Origin of the sequence: Anaerocolumna jejuensis DSM 15929 (genome assembly GCF_900142215.1) — a bacterium.
GTDB lineage: Bacteria > Bacillota > Clostridia > Lachnospirales > Lachnospiraceae > Anaerocolumna > Anaerocolumna jejuensis.
The window spans coordinates 111,856-137,492 of the sequence record NZ_FRAC01000012.1 but is presented as its reverse complement, the minus strand read 5'-3'; the positions used below and the strand labels follow the sequence as shown (position 1 = coordinate 137,492).

The window sequence follows — 25,637 nt, the reverse complement described above, 5'->3', positions numbered from 1 at the left end:
GTGCTATATTATAAAACAGATTGTTTGAGCAAAAGCGAGTTATCTGTTTTATAATATGTCCAGCACAAAATATTCAGAGAATTAGGACTTCTTATACCTTGGAATCGAAGTATGAGTCTTTCTGGTTTGTGCAAATTGCCGTCCCCTTTTGAAAGACTACCCTTTCGATACCCAAATCAAATCTTTTAAATCAGATTTTTTTAAAGTATAAAGCATTAAAACATATCTTTAATCACAGCAGCTGCTGAAAATTATATTTCTCAGCTTTCTGGTAACCGCCATGGTACCTGCATCTGTCTTTTGGGTCATGAACAGGATATTAAGGTTATCCTTGGGGCAATTGGTAAAGTAGCAGCCAAGCCAGCCATCCCAGCCATATTCGAAAGGACTTCCAAGGCTTCCGGCCTTTGTGGTATCCGTCAGGATTCTCATGAAATTACCATAGCTGTGGCCTTCCAATGTAAGCCAGGATTCCATCCCCTTATACTGCTCCTCATTTAATGTCTTTGTCGTCATATACTGAACAGTCCTGGGGCGCAGTATGGCAGTTCCCTCATAGGTCCCGCCGTTCAAAAGCATTAAGGAAAACTTTGCATAATCATCAACGGTTGATACTAATCCAGCTCCGCCGGCCTCATAGGCAGGCTCTCTGTCCATTTTCTGAATAATTCCAAGATTATTGCCGGTATACAGGGTTAACCCATTTACGCTGTCCGTTTGGTAGGTATTAGCAAGCCTGTTCCTCTTTTCAGCCGGTACATAAAAGCCCGTATCCTTCATTCCTAATGGCTCGAATATTTCTTTCTTTAAGAATTCGCCAAACTTCATGCCGCTTACGACTTCCACAAGAGCGCCAATAACATCCGCACTGGAGCCATAGCTCCAGGAAGAACCGGGATGGTACGCCAGCGGACATTTTCCGAGCTTATTTGCCACTTCAACGGTACTTAATGCATCCTTGGTCAGAAACTTTTCCTCCACTTCCTTAAATACTGCCTCGGCTGCCTTACCGGCTTTACTTTCTCCCCCATAAAGAAGGCCGGAGGTCATATTCAGCAAGTCCTTTATTAATACCTCTCTGTTTGCAGGAACCAGGGACCCGTTATCTTCAACCAATTGGTTGTGAAAGCCTTCCAGATATTTGCCGACGGGTTCATACAGGTCTATCTCCCCTCTTTCCACTAATATCATTGCAGCCGCTGCCGTAACGGGCTTGGTCATGGAATATAGGCGGAATATGGTATCCCTCTTTATGGGGAGCTGTTCCTCTCTTGATGCAAGACCATCCTCATGGTAGAATATTTCTTTTCCGTCCTTAAAAACCAGCAAATTAGCACCGGAAATCTCATTCATTTCGATTGCTTTGCCAATTGCTTTTTTAATTCTGAAGGCTTCTGTGTTCGTTAGCATGTTACCTGACCTCTTTTCTTTTGATGTTTTATCCTTTTTAATACTTAATTGATTCGGATGTCATAAGTTAATCTCAGCTTTCAATTATGTATATTTGGGGTATAAAAATGCAACGAAGTGACTTTCACGGAGGTGAGTGTATTTTTATATCACAAGTATACATTCTATAAATATGGCATTGACTTATGACACTTGAAACATAATTCTAATTATATCTTTTTAACAGACTATTACAATGTATTATTTCAACCTCCTATAGTAAAAAAATATCCGTTGCACAAGTTAAGCGGGCAGATTATAATAAAAGTAACTCTACACGAAAGAAAGGAAAAATACTATGCCAAAGATAAGAAAAGCGTGTTCAGAAATGGGAGAAATTCTCCACTATGTAGAAAGTATGATGTCCGGAAAAGAACTTGAATCTCCGCAAAGTGATCATCCAATTCACCAGCAGGCAATCAATCATTTTAATAAACTGTTTGACAACGAACATAAAATGTCAGGTGCCGTAAAAGATATCATGGATCTGGCCTCTTCTATAAGCACCTTCGATGTCGGAATGACATACATATCCAACCAATTAAGCAGCTTTTCCCTGGAACTGTCGAATCTGAGCGAGTCAAATCTTGCTATAGTGGAAGAGACTACCGCTACCATGACTTCTGTTTCCGATACCATTGACAATTCAGCTACTACCTTACAGCAATTATCAGAAGATTCCATGACCCTTGCTGCCCGTAATAAGGAAAGTAAGGATTTACTCATGGATGTAAGTGGCCTAAAAGAAAATGTTGTGACAGATACCAAAAATATGGCCGGTAAAATCGATCAGCTGCTGCAGCTTGCCAATGAAGTCGGTAAAATCGTAGACAGTGTCCAAACCATAGCCAACCAGACAAATTTACTTGCTTTAAACGCTGCAATTGAAGCTGCCAGAGCCGGTGAACACGGCAAGGGCTTCTCCGTTGTAGCGGAAGAAGTAAGAAAACTGGCAGACGATACCAAGCATAACCTTGATGATATGCGGATATTCGTAGGTAACATTCAAACTGCTGCCGGTGAGGGTAAGAATAGTCTTGACCGTGCCTTAACTTCCACCAGCCAGATGAGTGAAAAAATAGACCAGGTATCAAACACCGTGGGCGAAAATATTCATATGCTGGAAGGCGTTATCGATACGGTTGAAACCATTAACGATTCCATGCAGGGAGTAAAGGTTGCTTCTGTTGAAATTAACCGGGCTATGGAAGCCTCCAGTGAGGATGCTCAAAAGCTCAACGCCATGACCCAGAATATTCAGAAGGATGCTTCCGAAAGTGTTGGCTATGCTAAGAGCATCTCAAATATAGATGATAAATTGTCTGCCCTGGCCGGCAACTTATATAAGGGGTTAAAGGGTACTACTCATTCCATATCCAACAATGAAGTATGCAGCATTTTAGAAAAAGCCATCAATGCCCATAAGGAATGGATGGATAAGCTCGAATCCATGGCAAATACCATGACATTGCTGCCCCTTCAGACAAATCCCAGCAAATGCAGCTTCGGCCACTATTATAATACCCTGAACCTGAACCATCCTTCCATCCTGAAGGATTGGGAAACAATCGGCAAACTGCATAAAGAATTCCATTTAAAAGGCGATGATATGATTAAAGCCATCGAGAAAAATGATAAGGAGAAATCCTCGCTTATTTTAAAGGAGGCACACAGCCTCTCTTCCGAGCTCATTGGCCTGATTCAAAAATTAATCGGAAATGCCAGCGAATTAGACAAAAAAGGTATCAGATTGACTGTTGAATAATTAAATATCAGAAAGCCCCCTGTCTTTGATATGCTCCCCTCTATAGGACATTGAAATATAATTCCTATATTGAGGACAGCATATCACAAACAGGGGGCTTCTTATTATACCTTTGAAAGAAACCGGATTTTTTCTAAACCAGGTAACTTGCAAAAAGCATCAGATTTAAAACTGTCAGAATGATTGCAATGGACCACAGGACGATATTGCTGAATAAGCTATTCTTGTATTTTCCCATGACCTTTTTGGAGGATGTTAAGTAAATCTGCAAAAATACCGTTATCGGAAGCTGAATACTGAGTAACATCTGGCTGTATACCAGTCCCTGAAAAGGATTATGTATAAAGAATATTATCAGGGTAGCTATGGTCAGGATTCCAACAACACCTATCTTTGTATGTCTGTCCTTGATATCATAGGGCTCTCCAAACATTCCGGCAAAGATTGTTCCGGCTGCCATACCGGCCGTCATTGTGGAAGAAATACCGGCAAAGAGCAATGCTACTCCAAAGATAATTGCTGCAAGCCCTCCAACCAGCGGAACAAGCATCTGCTGTGCCTGACCCAGTTCCGATACCTTGATATGCTGTGAAAAAAATGTTGTTGCCGCAAGTATTATCATGGCACTGTTTATTGCCCAGCCTATAATCATGGAAAACAGGGTATCTAAGAATTCATATTTCAATTGCTTCTTAATAACGGACTCTTCTTCCAAATTCCACTGCCTGCTCTGTATGACCTCAGAGTGAAGAAATAAGTTATGGGGCATAACAACCGCTCCCAGTACAGACATAATAATTGGCAGCGAGCCGGATGGAAATTGAATGGTTGTCCAGCCCCTCACAGCTTCGGGCCAGCTTATATGAACTACACTGAGCTCATACAGAAAGGATATTCCTATAATGGATACAAAGCCCATTATTACCTTTTCCAGCTTCTTATAGGTATTCGTAAAAAGTAATAGAATAATAACGACCAGGATAATGACAGAGCCCACTTTAATCGGTACCTTAAAGAGCAGGTTCAATGCAATGGCTCCGCCCAGTATTTCCGCCATTGCCGTAGAAACCGCTGCCAAAAGGGCCGTAGAAAGAACCGTTTTTGACAGCCAGGGCTTCAGATGCTTGTTTGCTGCTTCCGAAAGACAATCCCCCGTTACAATCCCAAGATGGGCAACATTATGCTGGAGCAGGATTAACATGATGGTGGAAAGGGTGACCATCCATAAAAGTTTGTATCCGTATTCAGACCCTGCCGCGATATTCGACGCCCAGTTACCTGGGTCGATAAATCCCACCGTTACTAAAAGCCCCGGTCCGATATAACCTAGTAATTCTCTTAATCCAAAGGACGGATTATGTCCTTTTGTGTTTAATATATTCTTAAGCTTCATGCCTTCTACCTCCCAAACTAGCCTAAATTTCTTATAATAAGTTGAATTTCAGTTTTTTCGACTTACACAGTATACTTTAATACCTGCCCATTTCTCTTGTCAATCCTTAGAATGGAACTACTTTAAATAATTTTCTTGACTTCATTCTTCGTTATCCTATAATACATCTTAAGAATATTAATTTAATATCTGAGAATTTCAGATATCAGGAAAAGAGGTTGCGATGCAATACAGAAGGAATCCGAAAAACGGAGATATGATATCGGTCCTGGCTTTTGGATGTATGCGTTTTAAGAGGGACGAGAAAGAAACAGAACGGCAGATAATAAAAGCGATTGAAATGGGAATTAATTATTTTGATACCGCCTACATATATCCTGGCAGCGAGGCCACTCTTGGACGAATTCTTTCAAAGGGCTACCGGGAAAAAGTAAAGCTTGCTACAAAGCTGCCACACTATCTTGTAAAAAAGAAGGAAGACTTTGATAAGCTCTTTCTTACACAGCTGGAGCGGCTTAAGACAGACTATATCGATTATTACCTGATTCATATGCTTACTAATCTGGAGGTTTGGCAGCGGCTGGTAAGCCTTGGCATACTGGACTGGATTAAAGAGAAAAAAGAGAAAGGGCAGATAAAGAACATTGGGTTTTCCTACCATGGCGGCCAGCAGGAATTTATAAAAATTATTGATGCCTATGATTGGGAATTCTGCATGCTCCAGTATAATTACTATGACGAATACAACCAGGCAGGCAAAAACGGCTTACTTTATGCAGCGGAGAAAGGCCTACCCATTATGATCATGGAACCCTTACGAGGCGGAAAGCTTGTAAATCTGCCCAAGGAAGCCCTCTCTGTCTTTGAGGAGTCAAAGGAAAAGCATACCCCCGCAGAATGGTCCTTCCGATGGTTGTGGAACCAGCCTCAGGTGCTTACCGTGCTTTCCGGCATGAATTCCCAGGAAATGCTTGCTGCCAACGCCGCCTCCGCCTCCAAGGCAGAGGCTGGGATTCTTACTCCGGCAGAGCTTGACCTTTACGGCAGGGTAAAAGAGGCCTTGAATAAATCCTTTCTGGTGCCTTGTACAGGCTGCAGCTACTGCATGCCATGTCCCCAGGGAGTGGATATTCCTCTTTGCTTTAGCAGCTACAATGAAACAGCCACTTCCGGAAAATTACACTCCCGATTAAACTATATCCTGCGAACCTCCGGGCATAATGCAAGCAAATGTGTTGGCTGCGGTTTATGTGAAAAGCACTGTCCTCAAAGCATAGCAATCCCCAAAGAACTCAAAAAGACAACTGCTTCCTTGGAAAGCTTTCCTTACAAGCCAATGTCCGCCTTGGTAAAACGCTTTATGAGGCAATAGCTGCCTGCTATCATTCAACCTTTTTTTAACTGTAATTCCATCATGGCTATGTCACTGCGCATTTTCTGGGCAGTTTCCCAGGATATCCTGCCCCGCTCATACATAGCCTGAATTTCATCTCTTTCTATCTGAAAGCTCAGCGGCACCAGATCCTTTATTTCATTGGAATTTTCATTGAACGGTTCTACCTCGTTTCCTCCCCTTTGCATATTTTCCGAGAGGAGGCTTCTGCTTATCAGTAAAGCTTTCAGGCTTTCATATTCCGCAATCAACTTATTGACGGCAAAGGTATCCTCCTTTTCCTTCCGCTCATATAACAGCTTTAGTACATACTCGCTGCTCAAATGCCTCACCCGTTCCATCTGCATTCTATCCATCTGCATTTTTTCCATCTGTATTTTTTCCAGCTGTGTTTTTTCTATCTGCATCTTTCTGTCGTGGAAGCCGTAGGGCCTGAACTGCCGATTTTTCATAATCCTAAAGCTTCTTAGTATCTTATTGATATTGGGATGAAATAGAAATCTCTTTCTGTCATTCTTTCTGATAATTCCATCAAGGATATCCAGATACTTGGAGGCAATACCTTCATCAACCTCATGGTTTTCAAGCAGAGACCTGGTATACTCTATTTCCCAGCTCAGCACCTCCCGCCTTAGTTTTCGTTCTTCCTTCAGACTGGTTTTCTTATAATTTTTGTTCCTTATCTCTTCTGCTCTTAGTGCCAGATTCCTTGTAAGCCGCCCAATATTGAATCTGTTTTCCTCTGTTTCCAGTTCATTCAATTGCCTGATCACATTTTGTATGATTTCAAGGCAGGCTTCTCTTTCTTCTGAACTGACCTCCTCTGTGCTTTCTTTCTTAAGTAAAAGAGGCAGAATAAAATTTGCAATAAGAAGGGAACATAAAATCACTCCGGCAGCGATAAAGATTATAAGATTTCTTTCAGGAAACGACTTACCACTGCCCAGCACAAATGGAAGTGCCAGAGTGGATGCCAGGGTTACACTTCCTCTTACTCCTGCCATGCTTATAATAAGGCTTGCCCTTGCTCTTCCCAGGCCCTCCTCTGCTATTAAGCCGGACACCTGCACTGCTTCTCCTTGTATCTTATATACTTTTGTATTACCGCCCACAGTAAAGAAGGACCATAAAAACCGGATTAACATCATTGCCGCTGTAATCACTAAAATATATCCTATGGTTATCAGATTGCTGAATTTTGAATCATACCATATGGTTTTTATGATTACCGGAAGCTGCATGCCCAGAATTAGAAATACAAGTCCGTTTAGGACAAAGGTCAAGGTAGACCATATGCTTTTTGAGGCTACGTTAAGTATTGCGGTTTCCGGATTCAGCTTTTTCCCCTCAAAGGAATGGATAACTCCGGAAATGACAACCGCCAGAATACCGCTGACCCTGCATTCCTCTGCTGCCATGTATATGATAAAAGGAGTAAGTATGCCTAAAAGCAAATGAAAGGTGACATTTTCCATTCCCAGTGAACGAATCCACTTTACAAGAAGGTATTTGAGCGCTGTCATAATAACACCGATAATTACCCCTCCCACAGCAACATAAAGGAAACGGACTCCTGCATGCAATAAGGAAAAGGTTCCGGTTACCATGGCCGCAACCGCAAATTGAAAGCTTACGATACCGGAAGCATCATTTATTAAGGCTTCACCCTCTAAAAGATTCTTAATCCCTTCCGGTATTTTAATCCTCTTTCCTATGGAACTGACAGCAACCGCATCCGTAGGTGCCAGAGCTGCCGCAAGGGCGAAAGCTGCCGCAAGAGGAATAGCGGGAACCATAAAATTAATTAAAACTCCCACTACGACTACCGTAAAAAATACAAGTCCCAAAGCCAGCATAATAATAGGCTTCTTTAAGGTCCATAAGGATATCTTATCTGCCTGCATCCCGTCATGAAATAACAAGGGTGCAAGAAAAAGTATCAGAAACAGCTCCGGATCAAGCGTAAAATGATACACAGTGGGGAAAAGTGACAAGACGATTCCTAATATAATCTGTATGATAGGAATAGAAAAGGCAGGAACAAACCGGTTAATAAGATTCGACAGAAGTATTGCTCCCAGCATAAGAAGAACACCGTAAAACAGTTCCATAGCATCATCCTTTCTTTTTGTTATTATTATCTTACCCGCGCTTTCTTATCAGATGTGCATCGGGCTTATCCGATAATATGTAAAGGTACCTTCATATTTATTTTAATTATACTATTCCTCTTTGTCAAGAACTTTTATAAATAAAAGCTGAGGATTTTAATAAATGCACCGTATTATTTAGATTAATTCTTAACCATAAAATAAAAAAGATGCTGCACACTAAGTACTAATTCCTTCCAGTTATGCAGCATCCTATATTCATTTTTCAAACTATTCCCCACGCATATCCCAAGCTTGCTTGGGATATAGCCTAAATAAAAATTTGAAAAATGCAACACATTTTTCAATCTACTCTTTAAATTTAAGCTTTATCCGTGCTTTCTCCCAGATATTCCCTTGGAAATACCGGTAGCCTTTATCATAAAGGAACAATAGAACCTGTCCGCCAGCAAACATCAATAGGAACAGCCTTGTGTCCACCTTTCCTGCATAGATCAGCTTGGGAGCCAAAATAAGCATCGGCACGTACAGCACATTAAAAATAAGATATTTAAGGCTCCAGAGAAGCTTGCCTCTGACAGCCATACTCTTTACCTGAAAAAGCTTGTCATATACAGCTTCTGAAGCAAGCAGATAAAGGGCCATTGCTCCATAAGTAATACAATAGAGCTTATTCGGTGCAAGGAGGACTCCAAGAATCAAACTCCCTGCCAAAAAACCAAATCCAATGGAAAAGCCGCCTTCCCTGTAGGCTATGCCCACGCCAAAAGATGCCAGTGCCAATAAGAACAGCGTATTAAATTCCAATACCCCGCTTAATATCATAAGCACTACCGATATTGCCATTAACAGACTTAAAAATGCCAGCTTTCTAGTTCCTAGATGCACGGACACAAATCCCCTCCCATACACTCGCAAAGGCTGTCAGCTATACACAGATCACAGCAGAAATTACCGCTGCCGCAACCGTCCCCATAGCCTCCGGTCTGGCGTCTGGTATTATCATAACGTCTGCCCTGCCAGTCCATCTGGTTTAAAAGGTTCCTGTATTCAATATTATTCGGTTCCATATTAACGGCTTCCCTTGCATGATTGAGAGCCAAATAGTTATTTCCGGTTCTATTATTTCCAATAGCACTGTAATAATACCACCGGGCCGTTCTAGGATAGATTCTGTCCAGCTCATTTAAAGCTTCCCTGTAACGTCCTGCATTTAAGTAATCGTAGACGCTGTTCAGCTGAGCGGAATCCCCGTAGGCTTCATCAGGTTTTCCATAGGAAGTATTCCCTCCTGTGTAGCCGCTGCTGCCGCCTTCTCTTTCCTTCATAATCTGGTCATAAGCCTGCTGTACTTCCTTGAACTTCTCGGCAGCAAGGTCAGCAAGGGGATTATCCACATTGGAATCCGGATGATATTTTCTGCTAAGTTCACGGTATGCTCTTTTTATTTCATCATTGGATGCATTGGGAGATACCCCCAATGCTTTGTAAGGATCTGCAATCATTTTTTTACCAGTTGCATAAAGCAGGTATTTCCTGCCAGACTGCCGCTTAAAATCGGAAGAACGGGCAGCTGCAAATCATTCCTTTATCTGTATTTCTTCCGCATTTTCTGTTTTTGCTTTGGTTTTTATTCTTCATTTTATCATTTGGCAGGCCATTTTACAACTTTTTTAAGCATATGACTTTATAAAATCTTTCTTAACAACTTTATTTTCTTTTTATAAGGCGGATATCTTAAGGGAATATCCAAAAAATTACTCTTTTTTAATACACTTTTGCTATGGCTGAAGGTTGAAAAGCTTTCCTTCCCATGATAGGTTCCCATACCGCTTTCTCCCACGCCTCCAAATCCCATATGGGACGTTGCAAGATGCACAATAGTGTCATTGATACAGCCGCCGCCAAAGGAGGTGTTCTTCATAATAAATCTCTCGTTTCTCTTTGAGGTGGTGAAAAGATACAGGGCAAGGGGCTTCGGCCTGTTATTGACAAAGGCAGCCGCCTCTTGGATATTTTCATAGGCAAGCACCGGAAGAAGAGGCCCAAAAATTTCCTCCTGCATAATAGGAGAATCTATGCTTTCAGGCTCAAGAACAGTCGGTTCAATCTTTAGCAGCTTACTGCTGTAGTTTCCTCCTCCTTTGACTTTTTCATTCTTCATAAGGGATAGGAGGCGGTTAAAATGCCTTTCATTTATGATTTTGGGATATTCCTCGTTATGAACAGAGTCCTTTCCGTAGAACTTTCTGATATATCTGTTCAGCTCTTTTATCAGAACTTCCTTCACCTTTTCCTGCACCAGAATATAGTCCGGGGCCACACAGGTCTGTCCGGCATTGAGAAACTTTCCCCAGACAATTCTTTTGGCAGCAAGGGATATATTTGCCGTTTCATCTACAATACAGGGGCTTTTTCCTCCCAATTCAAGAGTTACCGGCGTCAGATGCTTTGCCGCTTCCGCCATAATAATCCTTCCAACCGAAACGCTTCCAGTAAAAAATATATAGTCGAATTTATTCTGAAGCAGCCTTTGGTTTACCTCCATACCGCCTTCCACTACTGCAATATATTTTTCCGGGAAAACTTCCCGTATCACCTTCCCGATTACCCTGGAGGAGCAGGGCGCATATTCGGAGGGCTTTAGAATCATACAATTGCCGGCTGCAATGGCACCTGCAAGAGGAGAAAGGGATAACTGGAGGGGGTAATTCCAGGGCGCCATAATCAGTACAATACCATATGGCTCCTTATAAATCCTGCTGGCAGAGGGAAAATGGGTAACAGGTGTTCTTACCTTTTTTGTTCCTGCCAGCATTTTTATATTTTTTATAAGATAATTTATTTCTTCCAGGACCATGCCGATTTCTGTTGCATAGGCTTCAAAGGGTGCTTTGTTCAAATCCTTCTTCAAAGCCTCCATTATGTCTGCTTCATTTTTTATAATGCTCTCTCTAAGCCTTACTAACTGCCTGATGCGAAAGTCAATATTCCTTGTCTTGCCAGTCCCATAAAACCTTCTCTGGCTGTTCAGCAGCACGGTTACATCTTCCATAATATTCTCCTTTTCGTTAAACAAGTATTGATCATTAACCATCATGCATTTCGCGAGCTTGCATACGATACTGCTTTAAATAGAAATTTGAAAAATGTATCATATTTTTCAAACTACTCAAAGTATATATTCAATAAGCGTGACATTATGTCATACGAATTAATCCTTATTATCCTAAGATAAATTATAATCCATTAAAATATTAAATCAATCCTTTTGCCTGCCTCAGGGATATTATTTCTAGGGTATTCTGCTTTGATTTCCCACGTCAAACGCATGGGGCCCGATAATAGATATGAACAGATGACCAAGGGGGTTGTTTTGGAGTTTTGTCTCAAGAGGTTCCTTATGACACTTAAGCGGCAGGAAACGTGACTAGGTAAACCAGTGCCACTGTTTGAGCTTGATACCTTACACAGCCAAATTTGTCACAGCGAGTTTGGCGCTGATTTACCTGCCAGTCACGTTTTCTGCCGCTTTAGTGGAATAAGGGTTCTCGCGTAACAAAACTCCAAAACAACCCCCTTGGTCATCGTCCGTTGCCATCAACTATCATATGCGTTTCCTGTGATTGATTTCCCTTACCGCATTGACTTATGGTTTTTAATACTATATAATCTCTTATATATTACCATATTATTCGATTTTTTACCTGTTATAGGAGATCATATTATGTTTACACTGGAAGATATACGAAATTATCATTGTCCGAGATGGAAGGACTGGCCGAGCATAGATCTATATATGGACCAGGTCATCAGCCTGATAGAGGAGAATGTTTCCCCGTTTTATGAGGATTTACCGGCAAAGGCCGTGACCTCTACCATGATTAATAATTATGTGAAGCAGAAAATCATTGTACCTTCGAAGAATAAAAAATACCGCAGGGAGCACCTGGCTTATCTTTATGTCCTGTTTTTATTGAAGCCGGTGCTAAGCCTTACGGATATCAGCAATGGCATTTCCTTTATGCAGAATAACCAGACAAATGAAGTGTCCTATAATTTATTCTGTGATGAACTGGAAGCTGCCCTGGCAATGGCATTTGATGAAAAGGAGCATTCCATCGAGCGAAGGCCCGGAGATATCATACAGACCATTGCCCTGGCCTTTGCCTATACTCTTCTTGCAAGATATTATATTGCCTCCCAAAAGGAGACCGTCACGAATGATGCAGAAAAATAAGCGTTACACAAAAATTCTAGGAAGCCGGCTCCCAAGCCTGCTCAGAAGTTCATTGGCTATGGTTCCGGCTTTATCTGACACCTCTTCTGCAAGGATTAAGGCTTCCTCCTCTTTTCCAATGAGGGTGGCAATATCCCCTCTGTTAATGCCCTCTGTCCCTGTTATATCGACAATAAGCTGATCCATACAGATGCGTCCGATAACCGGTACTTTAACTCCCTTAATTATAATCTCTCCTTTTCCTTCTGACAGGCTCCTGGGATATCCGTCCCCATATCCGATGGTAATAACTGCAATGGTTCTCTCACCGTCCGCACAATAGGCTCTTCCATAGCCTACGCTTTCCCCGCCGGCTATCTGTCTTATAAGAGCAACACGGGAATGAAGGGATAGCACCGGCCGCAGGTCCGGGTGAATTATTGTCTTATCCTTTGCAGAGCTTAAGGCACCGTACATCCCGATTCCTATCCTTGCGTAATCACAGGCAAGCTCATTATAATTAAGAAGTCCGTAGGTACTCTGTATATGGATTGGTACCTGTATTTTTCTTTCCTTAAGCTGCTTTACCAGGGTATAGAACCGGTCAATCTGTCCCTTTGCAAAGGCAATATCCTCCGCTTCTCTACTGTCTGCCGTGCTTAAGTGGGTGAATATTCCTGTAATCTTCAGGTTTGAGGCTTCAAATATACCAAGGACCTCCTTCATGTTCTCTGCCTGAAAGCCCAGCCTGTGCATACCCGTATCTATCTTTATCTGAACCTTAAGAGGAATTCCCATACTGTCAAGCTCTCTTCCGTAATTATAATCAATTACTGTCTGAGTCAGCTGGTACTCAGAAAGCTCTCTGGCAAGGAACGGCTCCGTATAGCCCAATATCAGGATATCTCCCCTGATACCATAATGACGCAGCTCAATTCCTTCCTGAATCGTCGCTATCGCAAAATTTCCAATACCCGCCTTGTTTAACAGGGAAGCTACCATAATACTTCCATGTCCGTAAGCATTTGCCTTAACTACGGCCATGAGCCTGCAGTTATCTGACATGATCTTCCGGAGCTCCTTCACATTATGGAGCAGATTTTCTTTGTCTATATTTAACCAGGCCCTGTCCCTGTTTTTAACCCATTCCTTCTTTAACACCTTTTCTTTTTCAATTGTCTGCAACTATGCCCGCTTCCTCTCTCTTCTAAATTTGCTGTCCGCAAGATAATAGATTCCTCCAAGTAAAAAGGAACCTGCCACTATCAAAAGAAAATGTACTATGCTGTTATTAACAGTATAGCTCTGTATTCCCAGGACTTTAGAAACACCTCTAACTCCAATAATTACCCATGGATGGATAATGTAGACTGCCATGGAAATCACACGAAAACTCTTGTATTCTCTTCCTCTTCTATGAAGCAGTATCATAAATAAAAAGAACATAACCGCCGGCAGCAGCAGGTACATACTGTCATGACGCATAACGCCTGCCCTTTTCAGCAATAATGCTTCTGCTGCCATTATCAAAAACAAGCACCAGAATATTCCTTTGCTATACTTAAGCTGCAAAGACCTATGCTCTTTAAAAAATCCTCCTAACAGGAAAAACAGCGGGGCAAAAAAGATTCCGTTTCTTGTATAATCCATCACCTTAAATAGCTCCCGGTAAAAAGCGCCTATGACAGGGACTTCCGAGACTATGCCATAGTAACTGTCCCCCATCACTCCAATCAGATAAAGAATTGCGGTAACTATAAGTGCCTTTCTCATTCCAAGGAGCTTATAGCAGGCAAAGCTGATGATGCTTCCTATAATAGCCGCCGGCAGATACCACAAATGGTACATGGTCCCGTCCATCATAATATCCCGAATGACCTTAAGGGCAAGATTCTTATCCCTCCAATATCCGGTATACCAGTTAACCGGAAGGTAAATAAGAATAGAAATGCCATACAAAATGGCCGTCTTTCTGACAAAGGTAATCAGCTTTTCCCTGTTCCACCCCTGGCTGCCATATAAGAAAAAACCTGAAACCATGAGGAAAAAAGGTACGGCAACTCTTCCCGCTACCCGGGTCACTAAGAAGTCTGCATAAGGGCTATAGGTGGCTAAAGGTGACGTGTGTATGGCAATTACGAAAAGGGCCGCCGCCAGCCGGAACCTATCAATATCCGGATATTTATTTGTCTTTCCCATGCTCCTACCGCCTCTGCCACTGGGTTATAATTATCCCCTTTTTGTTATTCCCCGATATCTGATAAAGCGTCTCCGCCGGAAAGCTTAAGCTTGCCTCTTCTCCTTCTTTCATCTCCAGATAACTGATTTCAACCCTTTGCTTTCCCTCAGTAAAAACCAGGGGCTCCCTACCATAGGGATGCATTTCTATCACCTCTTCATATTCCTCCAGAGACAGATGCTTCTCTGTCATAATTTTTGAGTGGGGATATCCGACATAGCGGAAATGCCAGGGCTCATGCCCTATACTGGTAATATCTTCTTTTTCTTTTTCATATCTTTGGACAAATCCAAATAAAGCCGCCTTTTCCCGGAAATCCTGGCAGATTCCCTCATATGGAAATTCCGGACATAAAAAATCAATTACTTCTTTTGCCTCTCCAAGGTCTATGGCAAGGCCGGTCTGATGCTCGCTTGAACCGGGCAGGGCCACAAATTTCTCAGTAAATTCTTTTCCATTTTCAGATAGAGAATCCTTATAAATTCTCTCCTGCTCCTGAAAGCTGCGGTAACCACTGACGGCTGCAATTTTTTTCCTGGCCTGTATATCATCCAGAAGCTGCATCAGCATGGAGGCTGTCCGGTTCTCCAGATAAACCTCCTCTCCGACTTTCGCAAGCCCCTCCTTCTTCACATTTGCTCCCATTGCATACTGCAGACCTGTCTGCGGTACTGCCATTAATAATGGAGTGTGAAAGTTCTTTTCTTTCACACCAGCTCCTTTTAAGGGATATTCCTTATTGACAAGTATCAGGTAGCCCTTAGAAATATCCCCGCTGCTTATCAAAACCTCTTCCACTACTCCACCTCCTCTGCTATAAGCCTGCTTATGATATCCTTGTAGGAAAGGCCGATTCCCTTCATCATACCGGGATACCTGCTGTGGGAGGTAAAGCCCGGTATGGTATTCACCTCATTAAAAACAATCTCTCCTTTATCCGTTAAGAACATGTCCACCCGGGCAAAGCCCTTACAGCCAAGGGTTTTATAGATAATTGCCGCACTTTTCCTGATTCTGTTCTTTGTCTCCTTGTCAATTCTGGCGGGCATATGAATAACTGCGCTCTTTAGGGTATACTTTTCCGTATAATCAAAGAAGCCCTCTGTCAGCTCGATTTCATCCACCTCACCGATTACCAGGTTATCTTTGCCCATTACGGCACACCCCACCTCAAAGCCTGTGATATTTTCCTCTATCAGCACCTCCGAATCATGCTTAAAAGCCTCCTTGACCGCAGGCATCAGCTCCTCTTTTAAGAAAACCTTGGTGATTCCAAAGGAAGAGCCTGCTTTTACAGGCTTTACGAACAGGGGATAGGACATTCCGCTTATCTTTTCCAATACGGGCTGCTCCTCTGCCTTCCCCTTCAATAAAATGGCTTTTGGTACTCTTATTCCCGCTTCCTTTACCAGCCTGTGGGCCTTGTCCTTATCCATGCAGAGGGCTGAGCTTTCCGTATCGCAGCCAATCAGCGGAATACCTGCCAGCTCAATTAAGCCCTGTACGGTGCCGTCTTCACCATTCTTACCGTGAAGCACGGGAAAGGCCCCATGAAGACGAATTGTTTTCATTCCTTTCTCCGTAAACTCAATTATTCCCTTAAGACTCCTGTCCGGTGAAATAAGTGCAGGCTGAAGCAATTCCCTGTTATCCTTCCATGTATCATTTTCAATGCCTGTCAAAGGCCCTGAATACCGGTACCATACCCCTTCCCTTGTAATACCAAGGCAGATGACAGTATAATCCTCCATCCCCTCCAAAACTTTTAAAATAGAATAGGCAGATTGAAGTGACACCTCATATTCCGAAGAGCATCCTCCAAAAATAACCGCAATGTTTTTTTTCATCCTTTTCATTCCTCCTGATGTTTGACTTATAAGGACAGCCTGTAAGAAGCTTTATAATCTAATACTCAAGCTTTGCAGCTTAAAAAGTACTTTTACCTGATAAAATAAAAAGCTGTCCGCTGCTTTGATATCATCATATCAAAACATCGGACAGCCTTTTTTCGTTTTCCATTATAAAATTCCTTCTTTTTTATACGGAATTTCTTAAAATTTTCTGACATTTCATAATTGAATCGGGTACTATAAGTCAATGTCATGTATTTTGAATATATACTTGAAGTATAAAAATACACTCCGTTCCATAAATGTCACTTCGCTGCATTTTACATCCCAAATATACATGACGAAATAAGAAATTACTAATACACCTGAATATTATAATTAACCCGACAAATACCCTGTTTCACAATAACTAAGGCAGTTTGCACAAAATAGAACGCTTCCTGCGCCTATGGAAATGTATTAGAAGTCCTTTTCTCTGAAGCTTTTGTGCTATATCATCAATCAGATTGTCTGAGCATCGCGAGTTATCTGTTTGATGATATGTCCAGCACAAAATCTTCAGAGAATTAGGACTTCTTATACATTGGAAGGAAGCAGGAAGCGTTCTATTTTGTGCAAACTGCCGTCCCCTTTCGAAAAACTGCCCTTTTGTCAGTCTAATCACACTATTATATAGCTGAATTTCTTATAAAACCGCCGGCATTACAATCTCAAAAGTGATAACCTCATCCTTGCTGGCCGCAGTTATCTTTCCTCCGTGAAGCTCTACAATCTCTTTTGCTATGGCAAGCCCGAGGCCTGCACCTCCTGTTCTTGACTGCCTTGCCGTATCCAGGCGGTAAAATTGCTCAAATATCCTGTTCAGCTTCTCCTCGGGTATGGTATTTCCATGGTTGATAAAGATAAAACGAATATTTTCGCCCTCCTGCTTTATGGCAACTACGATTGTATCCTCTTCAAAGCTGTAGTTAACGGCATTTCGCAGAAGATTATCAAAAACCCTCTGCATCTTACCGGCATCACAGCGAATATTGATATCCCCCTCCGCCGACAGGCGGCAGGATAGATTCTTATCCTTAAAAGCAGGGCCTGCCTCAAAGATAATCTGCTCCAGCATTCTGGTTATATTGATACGGCTTAATTCAAGGGTCAGATTAGTAAGATTGAATCTGGTTATATCAAAGAACTCATTGATCAGCTCCTCTAAACGCTCTGCCTTACTTAATGAAATTAAAAGATATTTTTCCTGAAGCTCCTTTGAAATCTCCTTTTCATCCCGAAGCAGTGTCAGATAGCCGATAACGGAAGTCAAAGGTGTTTTTAAATCATGGGCAAGGTATACCACCAGGTCATTTTTTCTCTGCTCTGCCTCCCTGGCAGCTCTTTCATTGTGCTTTACCTGTAATTTTGTCTGATTCATCTGATTTTCCACTTCTTTTAATTCAGCAGACAGGGTAATGAGCTCTTCCGTAGGGCTGTAAATTTCTCCTGCTGCCCTTACCACCTCTTCCATATAGCCCAAGGTCTTGAACCAGTAGTGCAAAAAGATTATTCCGACCCCAAGCAGCCACAGGGAACCAATAAACAGCACGCTGTAATCGCGAATTTTAGTGAACAGCTGGTAAAGGGTATCGTCCGCATACCAGGTAAAATTTCCGAGAAATTGCCTGGCAAAAAGAAAGCCGCCCAATAAAAATACCGTATAGATTACTGCCCATAAAAGAAATCTGGTAAAGATGTATTCCGTAAGCCTTCTCTTGATACTTGCTTTCTTATTCAATTTTATACCCCACTCCCCAAACTGTTTTAATAAATTTGGGATTCTTGGAGTTATCCTGCATCTTTTCCCTTAGCCTACCGATATGGGCCATCACAGTGTTATTGCTGTCCAGAAACTTATCCTGCCATACGGCTTCAAAAAGCTCTTCCGAAGAAACTACCTTCCCCTTGCGCTCGCATAAGTACCACAGAATAGAAAATTCAATGGGAGTTAAGAATAATTCTTTCTCATAAAGCATGCACTGGTGGGTTTCCTTATTGATGGTAAGTCCTCTGATATCATATTCAAAGGCTTCCGCCTCCTCCGCCGTATTATAGCGCATATAACGGCGAAGCTGGGTCTTGACTCTGGCAACTACCTCCAAGGGGTTAAATGGCTTGGTAATATAGTCATCTGCCCCAAGGGTAAGCCCCATAATCTTGTCCATATCCTCCACCTTTGCTGTCAGCATAATAACCGGGAAGAAAAACTTTTCCCGAATCTTCTGGCAGATTCGAAAGCCATCGATATCCGGAAGCATCACATCCAGTACCGCCAGGTTAATTTTATTGGCTTCAATACACGCAAGTGCTTCTTTCCCGGTGTAATATTTATATACGGTAAAATCTTCATTTTTCAGATAAAGCTCCAGTAAATCTGCAATTTCTTTTTCATCGTCTACTATTAAAACTGTTTCTCCCATGTCTATCCTCGCATTTCTTATCGTACTTTCCTGTCTAAATAAGTTTTATTCCGTTTTTTCATCTCTTCAAGATATAAAAACAACATATAATTCAGCCTTTTTATATCCGGAAGAGGAAAAAATTAAAATACAACTTATATAGCATAATATACCAAAAAGTAAAAGTATACAAGGCTTAATCCTTTAGGAAGTAAAAGCTTAATCTTATAGGAAATACAGCATTTCTCAGGCTACCTTCACCCGGAACAGGGAATAAAAATAACCCTTTTGCTCCATCAGTATTAAAACAAAAAAACTTCCTCCTGTTTACTATCCAACAGAGGAAGTTTTTTCTTTATCCGGCTTTTATTTTACTGAATGTTAAATTCAACAGACAACTCATACTTATCCGTAATTCTACCCTTATTTTCTTCTCTTGCCTGGACGACCAATCTGTAGCGGCCTTTCTTTAGCGGCGCAGAATAGGGAGCTTTATCAATGTCAATTTTATCTATACTATGCTCAGCAGAGGGTTTTAGTATTAGTGCCGGCAATGCTCTTCCCTGCATAAAAATAAGCCTTCGCCACACACCTTTATAATAAATTTCAAGCTCATCGCCTCCAATGTAATAGGTAGTATTTTTACTATTATTTTTAACATTTACTGTAATTTTTTGATTTTTTCCATATTTGAACCCAGTCCGGTGATCGTTTAGATAAACAGATACATCTTCGTTTCTGTTCAATTCGTTATCCGTATATTGTGATTCCTTTAATTCAGCTATCTGTCTGTGAAAATTTAAGGTCTCTCTAAATTGAAAAAAATTAGATACGGCAAAGAATCCTATTAATATTATCAACGTAATAAAAATAATTTTTTTCTTCAATTTAATCCTCCTGATTTTTTGGTTATATCAATAATGGCTCCACAGCAGACATTTGAATTTAATTTGGATACACTCCATATTTCACCATATTTTCAGCTTTCATAACCAAGGTTCCTGAACTGCCCATATAGCCTGCGGCAGTTATGCCTACGGGAGTATTGGTTCCATTATACTTGAAATATACAATGCCGCCGCTGTCACCATTGGTCGCATAAGCCTGAAACATTAATAAATCCTTTAAATTAACAGTGTTTCCGTCAAAGAATGCTGAATAATCCATGGAGGTGGTTATTACCTTCCCATAGGTTGTGTTTGATGCATTACCGGTTTTATAAACTGTTTTTCCTTCTACCGGAGTAACATAATAATTGTTAATCGTTCCGGAGCCGCCGCATGCACTTGAAACAGTACTGCCCATTACAGCGTTTGAGTTTAAATGCACAAATGCAAAATCACAGCCTGAGGAGGAGCTGTAAACATATTTTGTTACAGTACCTACCGTTGTACCGTAGGTAGTCTTCATGGCAGCACCGCTGCTTGTAGAATGTCCGGCAGTTACAAATCCATATTGATAGCTCCCACCTGGCGTCTGATATTTAGCAGGAAAGCCGATACTCATTTCATATAAACCGCATTCTATACTGCTGCCGCTGTATAAGGTGGTACTTGAAATTTGTGCCTGGGTACTGTCTCCGGCTGCCAATTCATTTTCTGATGAATGATTATCCTTTACATTTTCCCTGCTGCCACTATCCTTCGGTAAATTAATAAAATCTATAATATCAGAATCCAATACCTCATTTTTAAATTCCGATATTTTTTCATCCGTTAATTCCTCGATATAAACATTTACTTTATTCGTTGTATTTCTTATTGCCCAACCCTTTACTTCAAATGAAAGACTGCTCTTATTTGAAAAGTAATCTCTTAAATTGTCCCGTACCTTCAGCAATTCATTATAGGAATAGGGAACTGCCTGTATTTCTATATTATCATCGCCTGCAGCTGTTTGCAAACACTTTATTCCTGCCTTGGATTTATCAGCCGTTTGCAATACTAATCTGCCATTATCGTCCAGAAATGCCCCGCCATAATAGTCCGGGTAATTAATATAGTTATTCTCATCTTTAAAGCTATTCATCAGCACCCTATATTCATCCATTGACTTATCTTCTATTTCAGCTCTTTTACTGTGTAAGCAATTCAGTCGACTTATGCTGTGGAATAAATTATGAATCAGTTTCCATATAATGTCAATTGTATTTCCTGATTTTTTCAAACTGCTGGAATTTTTTAATGTTTTAAAAGCATTTGTAAATTTATTTAACTGTTTCTGAGCTGTAATTTTATGCATTATCATAACTTATTTTCAGACAGACAAAACAGGCTATGCTTTTCCTACTGAAAAGCATAGCCTGTCTATTTTATATAATTGTTTTTTCTTTATTTCTTATGAAATCCTTTTAAATTCCACCCATTCGATTTCCAGTCCCTGCTTTACATCCTTCAGTTCTACGGAGTACATACCCTCCTTCAGCTCTACCTTTACAAGCTTTTGTTTGATCCAATGTCCGTCTGTTCCGCCAATCTGAATCGTAGCAACCTGAGTATCATTTAACAGAAGGCTGCAGGAGGTCTGAGCCAATTCGTCTCCAAAGGACCTGATTTTGACCATCAGCCTGAAAAATCCGGCTTCTTTGACTTCAATTACGCTCTGCGGGGTTTTATGAACAGGTACAAAGGTATCTTCACCCTCCAGTATATTACCGGCTTCTCTATCAAAATTACCGGGTTCAACAAATACCGCCTCTTCCGAAAAGCTTTCTTCTCTTTTGAACGACGGTGATTTCAGAAGAAATTCACAGATATTTTTAGCACAGCGCTGCAATTCTCCTCTGGTCAAGGTGCCTTCCTTTAATGCCTCTTCTGTCAAATCCCTGTAGGCATTAACCTCTGCGCCAAAGTTCGATACTACCATATACAGGTCATTTTGCGCCCTTACCATGAAATGGGTATTCTTTCTGTCAGCAGCTCCTCCGGAAACCACATCATTCATGATAGCCCACCAGTCTGTCATAACGATACCTTGAAAGCCCCATTCCTCCCTTAGGATTGTGGTTGTCAGATCATAGTTCGAGGCAGCCCAGTGGCCGTTTACAGGGTTATAGGAAGTCATGACACCGTTAGCTCCGCCTTCCTTTACTGCAATTTCAAAGCCCTTTAAGTAGATTTCCCTAAGGGCACGTTCGGAAACAACCGCATCGACCTTCGCACGGAATTTCTCCTGGTTATTGCAGGCGAAATGCTTCAAGGTAGCGTTGGAGCCGCCCTTCATAATTCCCTTCACAACAGCACTTGCAAATTTACCGGTAATGAGCGGGTCCTCGGAAAAATACTCGAAATTCCGGCCGTTCTGAGGGCTTCTTCTTATATTTAAGCCAGGTCCAAGGAGCATGTCAATGGAATTGCTTAAGAGCTCCTTTCCTTCCAGCGTATACAATTCCTCTACCAGCTCAGGATTCCAGGTAGCCGCAAGCAGGGTTCCAATCGGTACCTGTGTTGCCTTATAGCCGCCATCCATACGGATGCCGGAAGGACCATCGGAGGTGCAGGCTAAGGGAATTCCAAAGCTTAAGAGCCTGTCAGTCACCCCGCCAAAGGCAGAAGCTGTACCCGGTGTGACTGAGGGGTGGCACATGCCTTCTCCTCTTACCAGGGCAGCAAGGTCTTCATTGGACAGCTGGGATATAAATTCTTCCATGGTGACTTTTTTCTCTGCAACGTCCTTCAGAAGATATCCCTTATCCTGGGGCTGTTTCATATCCCGGGAATATTTCTCATTTTGAAGATGCTTCTTATCTTGAAGGTATTTTACATTTCCTGTATCTTCAATATCCTCAGGCAGATTATTTTTAATTCTCTCTTCTATGGAATAAGCAAGCTTCGGCACATTTTCATAAGTTATTTCATAAGAGCCGTTCTCTTTTTTCTTTCCCGGCTTTAATCTGGTGAAATCCTCTGTAGGTGCCATGGCTTGCTGTAGTTTTTCAATTACAGTGAGTTTCTCAACCTGGCTGCTCTCCTTACCGTCTATCTTAACCAGAGAAGCTTTTTTTATGCTGCTTCCCACATACAGACGGTATTCTCCGGCCTCCAGCACGTAACTGTAAGGATTGCCGGTAACACCGCTGTCATCATAGGCCGCCATGGCAGCCGCCGGCATCTTTATTATAAGAACCTCTTCTTTTCCAGGCTTTAACAGAGCTGTCTTGCCGAAAGCGCCTAATGCTCTGACGGGCCTGCCAAGCTTGCCCTGAGGTGCTTCATAGTATACCTCTACTACTTCTTTTCCGGAATAAGTTCCGCCTTCATTTTTTACTTTGACCTGAAATACGAAATAATCTCCGCCATTTTCCCTGACCTTTTCCGCTTTCAGGACAGTGCTGGAAAAGTCCGTATAGGATATTCCGTAGCCAAATTCAAAATGCACCTTTTCCGGGCAGAAGGTTTCAAAATAACGGTAACCTACATAGATATCCTCCTGGTAGAGATTCTTGTCTTCACCGCCATAGTTTTTCGTTGACGGATAATCCTGTATGGAGTATGCAATGGTATCCGTAAGCTTTCCGCTTGGTGTTACTTCACCGGCCAGAACGTCCGCAATGGCATTTCCGCCTTCCATACCTCCCTGCCAGGAATAAATTACGCTTTTGATGGGATATTTGTATTCTGCGGAATCCAGCCAGCTCATGTCGATAATATTGGAAACATTTAATACAACAGCTGTCTCTTCAAAATAACCGGTTACTGCCTTTATCATGGCCTGCTCTTCCTCTGTCAGGCGGCAGCTGCCGGGAGTATCATCATTATCCTTATCTTCACCTGCTGTCCGTCCGATCACAATAATGGCCTTATCCGATTGTTTTCTGGCAGCACCGGCAATTTCTTCGCTTATAGGCATCTCCTTCTGGTTCCAGGGTTCGCCTGCCCAGACTCCTCCTCCGTTGTCAAAGGGATTGTCAATGAGCCACTTTTCATATACTGCTGCCAATTCTTCGTTAACAATAATGTCCTTCTTACTTCTCATTCCATCCAAAAGATTGGTGGTATAGGCTACGTTCACTGAGCCGCCTGAGCCTGTACCGCTCCTGTAATAATTCTTCTGAATTCTTCCGAATATGGATACTCTTTCACCCGGCTTAACGGGAAGTACCATGCCCTCGTTCTGTAACAAAACAGCTCCCTCTGCTGCCGCTTTCCTGCTGAATTCTGCAAATCCTTCTAAAGGGATTCCTGTTTTTTTCTGGGTCATCCTATAATCCTCCGTAATAGTCTATCTTAAATCGGTCTGGCTGCCCTCCTCCTGGCTTTCCTTAATAAACATAAGGCAAAAGGCAACAATCAAGACCAGGCAGCTGAACCAGATTGCTTTCTTCTCAAAAAGCCCTGCCATAATACTGCCTACTGCTGCCCCTACTGCAAAGATTCCAATAAATCCATAATACAGCATGGATTTTTTCTTTAATTCCGGTTTTTTGGTTGTATGGTAGGAAAACCACAGCTCCGTAGCCGTTCTGAGGTTTCCGATACACATGGTCGTGGCATATGCATTTCCGTTCAGCTTGCGAAAGCTCTGTACCTGCATGGCGCACACCAGGGACACCAGCATATTGGCGGGCAAATCCATTTCCTCCGGAATAAAGCCTGCCAGGAACAATATCAATATTTCAATTGCCAAAACAATCTGCCGCCAATGTATCTTATCAAATTCCTTGCAGTATTTTTTAATCAGTTCCGCAAGGATGATGCCAAGCAGAAATGAAACTACCGGGAACAGGTAACGAAGTCCGAGCTTTAAATCACCCTCTGCAAAATGCTGCCCCATCAGGACGATATTCCCGGTCTGGGCATTTGCAAAAACACCATCTCTGCATATATAAGTGTAGGCATCCTGAAAACCTCCAGATATGCATAAAAGTCCTATCACAATGACAGATTCCGACATCTGGCCCCACTTTTTCATCTTGTCTTAACCTCCCTGTATTCCCCTTATCCGCTCCTTAAAGTTCTAAAACGGCACTTACAGGATAGTGGTCTGACAAAAATACGTTATTTTCGCAATCGGTCCATTTGCTTGCCCCTTTACAGGTAAAATGTTTATCCGCTATAATATAATCTATCTTTTCCAGCGTTTTTAGTCTGCCAAAATCATGAAATGTTCCGTCCATTTTTTCGGTGCAATCGTATAATTCCGGGTAATCCTTTAAAACAGCAAGCTCTGTTGACTCCGGAAAAGCATTAAAGTCCCCGGTGAGGATAACCGGCACCTCTCCCAGAAAATCTGCCTGAGCAATTTTTTCTAATATTAATGACAGGCCCTGCCTTCTGGCATCACTTCCGATGTGGTCCAGATGGGTATTGTAGATACGGAATACCTTTCCGGTCTTGATTTCCTGAAAGTAAGCACAGGTACAGGTTCTGGGGCAGTCACTCTGGTTTGTATAACGGCTTCCCGGTATCCCCGGTGTATCAGACAGCCAGAATACCTCCATTTTGATTAGATTAAACAAATCCCTTCGGTAGGCAATGGAGGTTTCTTCCCCTCCAAGGTTACTTTCCCTGCCGCAGCCAATCAGATAATAGTCCGTTAAATTCTCCTTTATCCATTGTGAAACATGAGGCAAAGCCTCCTGAAAGCATAGGATTTCAGGCTGTTCTGCCTTGATTTTTCTTAATATAAGGTCTTTTCTGAATTGAAAATTATTGGAACCATCCTGTCCGTAATCACACCGGATATTAAAGGTTACTACCTGCATCTTTATCTCCATTCCTGCGTCTGCTTTACGCATTATGTTGTTAGCCTTTCTATTTGCTACGCCATCCATTTTAA

18 protein-coding genes and 1 pseudogene are annotated in these 25,637 nt (G+C 41.9%); 3 read left to right on the top strand and 16 right to left on the bottom strand.

Features of this window, described 5'->3' with window-relative positions; genetic code table 11:
- Window positions 1-228: 228 nt before the first annotated feature.
- A complete protein-coding gene (locus BUB77_RS12910; protein WP_073276520.1) occupies window positions 229-1,410 on the bottom strand; it encodes a serine hydrolase domain-containing protein in 1,182 nt (393 codons plus the stop codon).
- A gap of 337 nt (window positions 1,411-1,747) precedes the next feature.
- Between BUB77_RS12910 and BUB77_RS12905 the strand changes: the two genes are divergently transcribed.
- Window positions 1,748-3,214, top strand: coding sequence for a methyl-accepting chemotaxis protein (locus tag BUB77_RS12905; protein ID WP_073276518.1), 1,467 nt, complete (start codon window positions 1,748-1,750; stop codon window positions 3,212-3,214).
- Window positions 3,215-3,347: 133 nt separating this feature from the next.
- On the opposite strand, the gene BUB77_RS12900 is transcribed toward BUB77_RS12905, so the two are convergent.
- On the bottom strand, window positions 3,348-4,607 hold the full coding sequence (locus BUB77_RS12900; protein ID WP_073276516.1) for an Nramp family divalent metal transporter: 1,260 nt from the start codon (window positions 4,605-4,607) through the stop codon (window positions 3,348-3,350).
- 223 nt (window positions 4,608-4,830) lie between these two features.
- Between BUB77_RS12900 and BUB77_RS12895 the strand changes: the two genes are divergently transcribed.
- On the top strand, window positions 4,831-5,979 hold the full coding sequence (locus BUB77_RS12895) for an aldo/keto reductase (RefSeq protein WP_073276514.1): 1,149 nt from the start codon (window positions 4,831-4,833) through the stop codon (window positions 5,977-5,979).
- A gap of 14 nt (window positions 5,980-5,993) precedes the next feature.
- On the opposite strand, the gene BUB77_RS12890 is transcribed toward BUB77_RS12895, so the two are convergent.
- From BUB77_RS12890 to BUB77_RS12875, 4 genes are all read right to left on the bottom strand, one after another.
- Window positions 5,994-8,111 (bottom strand): Na+/H+ antiporter, encoded by a 2,118-nt coding sequence (locus tag BUB77_RS12890; protein WP_073276512.1) that lies wholly within the window; start codon window positions 8,109-8,111, stop codon window positions 5,994-5,996.
- A gap of 348 nt (window positions 8,112-8,459) precedes the next feature.
- On the bottom strand, window positions 8,460-9,005 hold the full coding sequence (locus tag BUB77_RS12885; RefSeq protein ID WP_084124196.1) for a hypothetical protein: 546 nt from the start codon (window positions 9,003-9,005) through the stop codon (window positions 8,460-8,462).
- Window positions 8,990-9,616: a J domain-containing protein gene (locus BUB77_RS12880; protein WP_073276511.1), complete on the bottom strand. Its 627-nt coding sequence runs from the start codon at window positions 9,614-9,616 to the stop codon at window positions 8,990-8,992. Before BUB77_RS12880 ends, BUB77_RS12885 begins: the two co-directional genes overlap by 16 nt.
- 182 nt (window positions 9,617-9,798) lie before the next feature.
- Window positions 9,799-11,166: an aldehyde dehydrogenase gene (locus tag BUB77_RS12875; protein ID WP_073276509.1), complete on the bottom strand. Its 1,368-nt coding sequence runs from the start codon at window positions 11,164-11,166 to the stop codon at window positions 9,799-9,801.
- A gap of 672 nt (window positions 11,167-11,838) precedes the next feature.
- On the opposite strand from BUB77_RS12875, the gene BUB77_RS12870 reads away from it, so the two are divergent.
- Window positions 11,839-12,351: a DUF1836 domain-containing protein gene (locus BUB77_RS12870; RefSeq protein WP_073276507.1), complete on the top strand. Its 513-nt coding sequence runs from the start codon at window positions 11,839-11,841 to the stop codon at window positions 12,349-12,351.
- Window positions 12,352-12,354: 3 nt separating this feature from the next.
- On the opposite strand, the pseudogene vanT reads toward BUB77_RS12870, so the two are convergent.
- The 10 genes and pseudogenes from vanT to BUB77_RS12820 form a co-directional block, all read right to left on the bottom strand.
- A pseudogene (gene vanT, locus BUB77_RS12865) lies at window positions 12,355-14,529 on the bottom strand (serine racemase VanT catalytic subunit).
- 4 nt (window positions 14,530-14,533) lie between these two features.
- Complete coding sequence (locus BUB77_RS12860) at window positions 14,534-15,367, bottom strand: M15 family metallopeptidase (protein WP_073276505.1); 834 nt, start codon at window positions 15,365-15,367, stop codon at window positions 14,534-14,536.
- Window positions 15,367-16,416, bottom strand: a complete 1,050-nt coding sequence (gene vanG / locus BUB77_RS12855) for a D-alanine--D-serine ligase VanG (protein WP_170866646.1) — start codon at window positions 16,414-16,416, stop codon at window positions 15,367-15,369. Before vanG ends, BUB77_RS12860 begins: the two co-directional genes overlap by 1 nt.
- 688 nt (window positions 16,417-17,104) lie before the next feature.
- Window positions 17,105-18,199: a sensor histidine kinase gene (locus BUB77_RS30835; protein ID WP_330392563.1), complete on the bottom strand. Its 1,095-nt coding sequence runs from the start codon at window positions 18,197-18,199 to the stop codon at window positions 17,105-17,107.
- Window positions 18,192-18,881 (bottom strand): VanR-ABDEGLN family response regulator transcription factor, encoded by a 690-nt coding sequence (gene vanR / locus BUB77_RS12845; protein ID WP_073276499.1) that lies wholly within the window; start codon window positions 18,879-18,881, stop codon window positions 18,192-18,194. The genes BUB77_RS30835 and vanR overlap by 8 nt, the downstream gene beginning before the upstream one ends.
- Before the next feature lie 350 nt (window positions 18,882-19,231).
- A complete protein-coding gene (locus BUB77_RS12840) occupies window positions 19,232-19,747 on the bottom strand; it encodes an immunoglobulin-like domain-containing protein (RefSeq protein ID WP_073276497.1) in 516 nt (171 codons plus the stop codon).
- 58 nt (window positions 19,748-19,805) lie between these two features.
- On the bottom strand, window positions 19,806-20,909 hold the full coding sequence (locus tag BUB77_RS12835) for a chymotrypsin family serine protease (RefSeq protein ID WP_139241175.1): 1,104 nt from the start codon (window positions 20,907-20,909) through the stop codon (window positions 19,806-19,808).
- A 288-nt stretch (window positions 20,910-21,197) separates the two neighbouring features.
- The gene (locus tag BUB77_RS12830; protein WP_073276493.1) at window positions 21,198-24,059 is read right to left on the bottom strand and encodes a glycoside hydrolase family 3 protein; all 2,862 of its coding nucleotides are present in this window, start codon (window positions 24,057-24,059) and stop codon (window positions 21,198-21,200) included.
- 21 nt (window positions 24,060-24,080) lie between these two features.
- Window positions 24,081-24,770 (bottom strand): YoaK family protein, encoded by a 690-nt coding sequence (locus tag BUB77_RS12825; protein WP_073276491.1) that lies wholly within the window; start codon window positions 24,768-24,770, stop codon window positions 24,081-24,083.
- Window positions 24,771-24,807: 37 nt separating this feature from the next.
- On the bottom strand, window positions 24,808-25,632 hold the full coding sequence (locus BUB77_RS12820; RefSeq protein ID WP_073276489.1) for an endonuclease/exonuclease/phosphatase family protein: 825 nt from the start codon (window positions 25,630-25,632) through the stop codon (window positions 24,808-24,810).
- Between the last annotated feature and the right edge of the window lie 5 nt (window positions 25,633-25,637).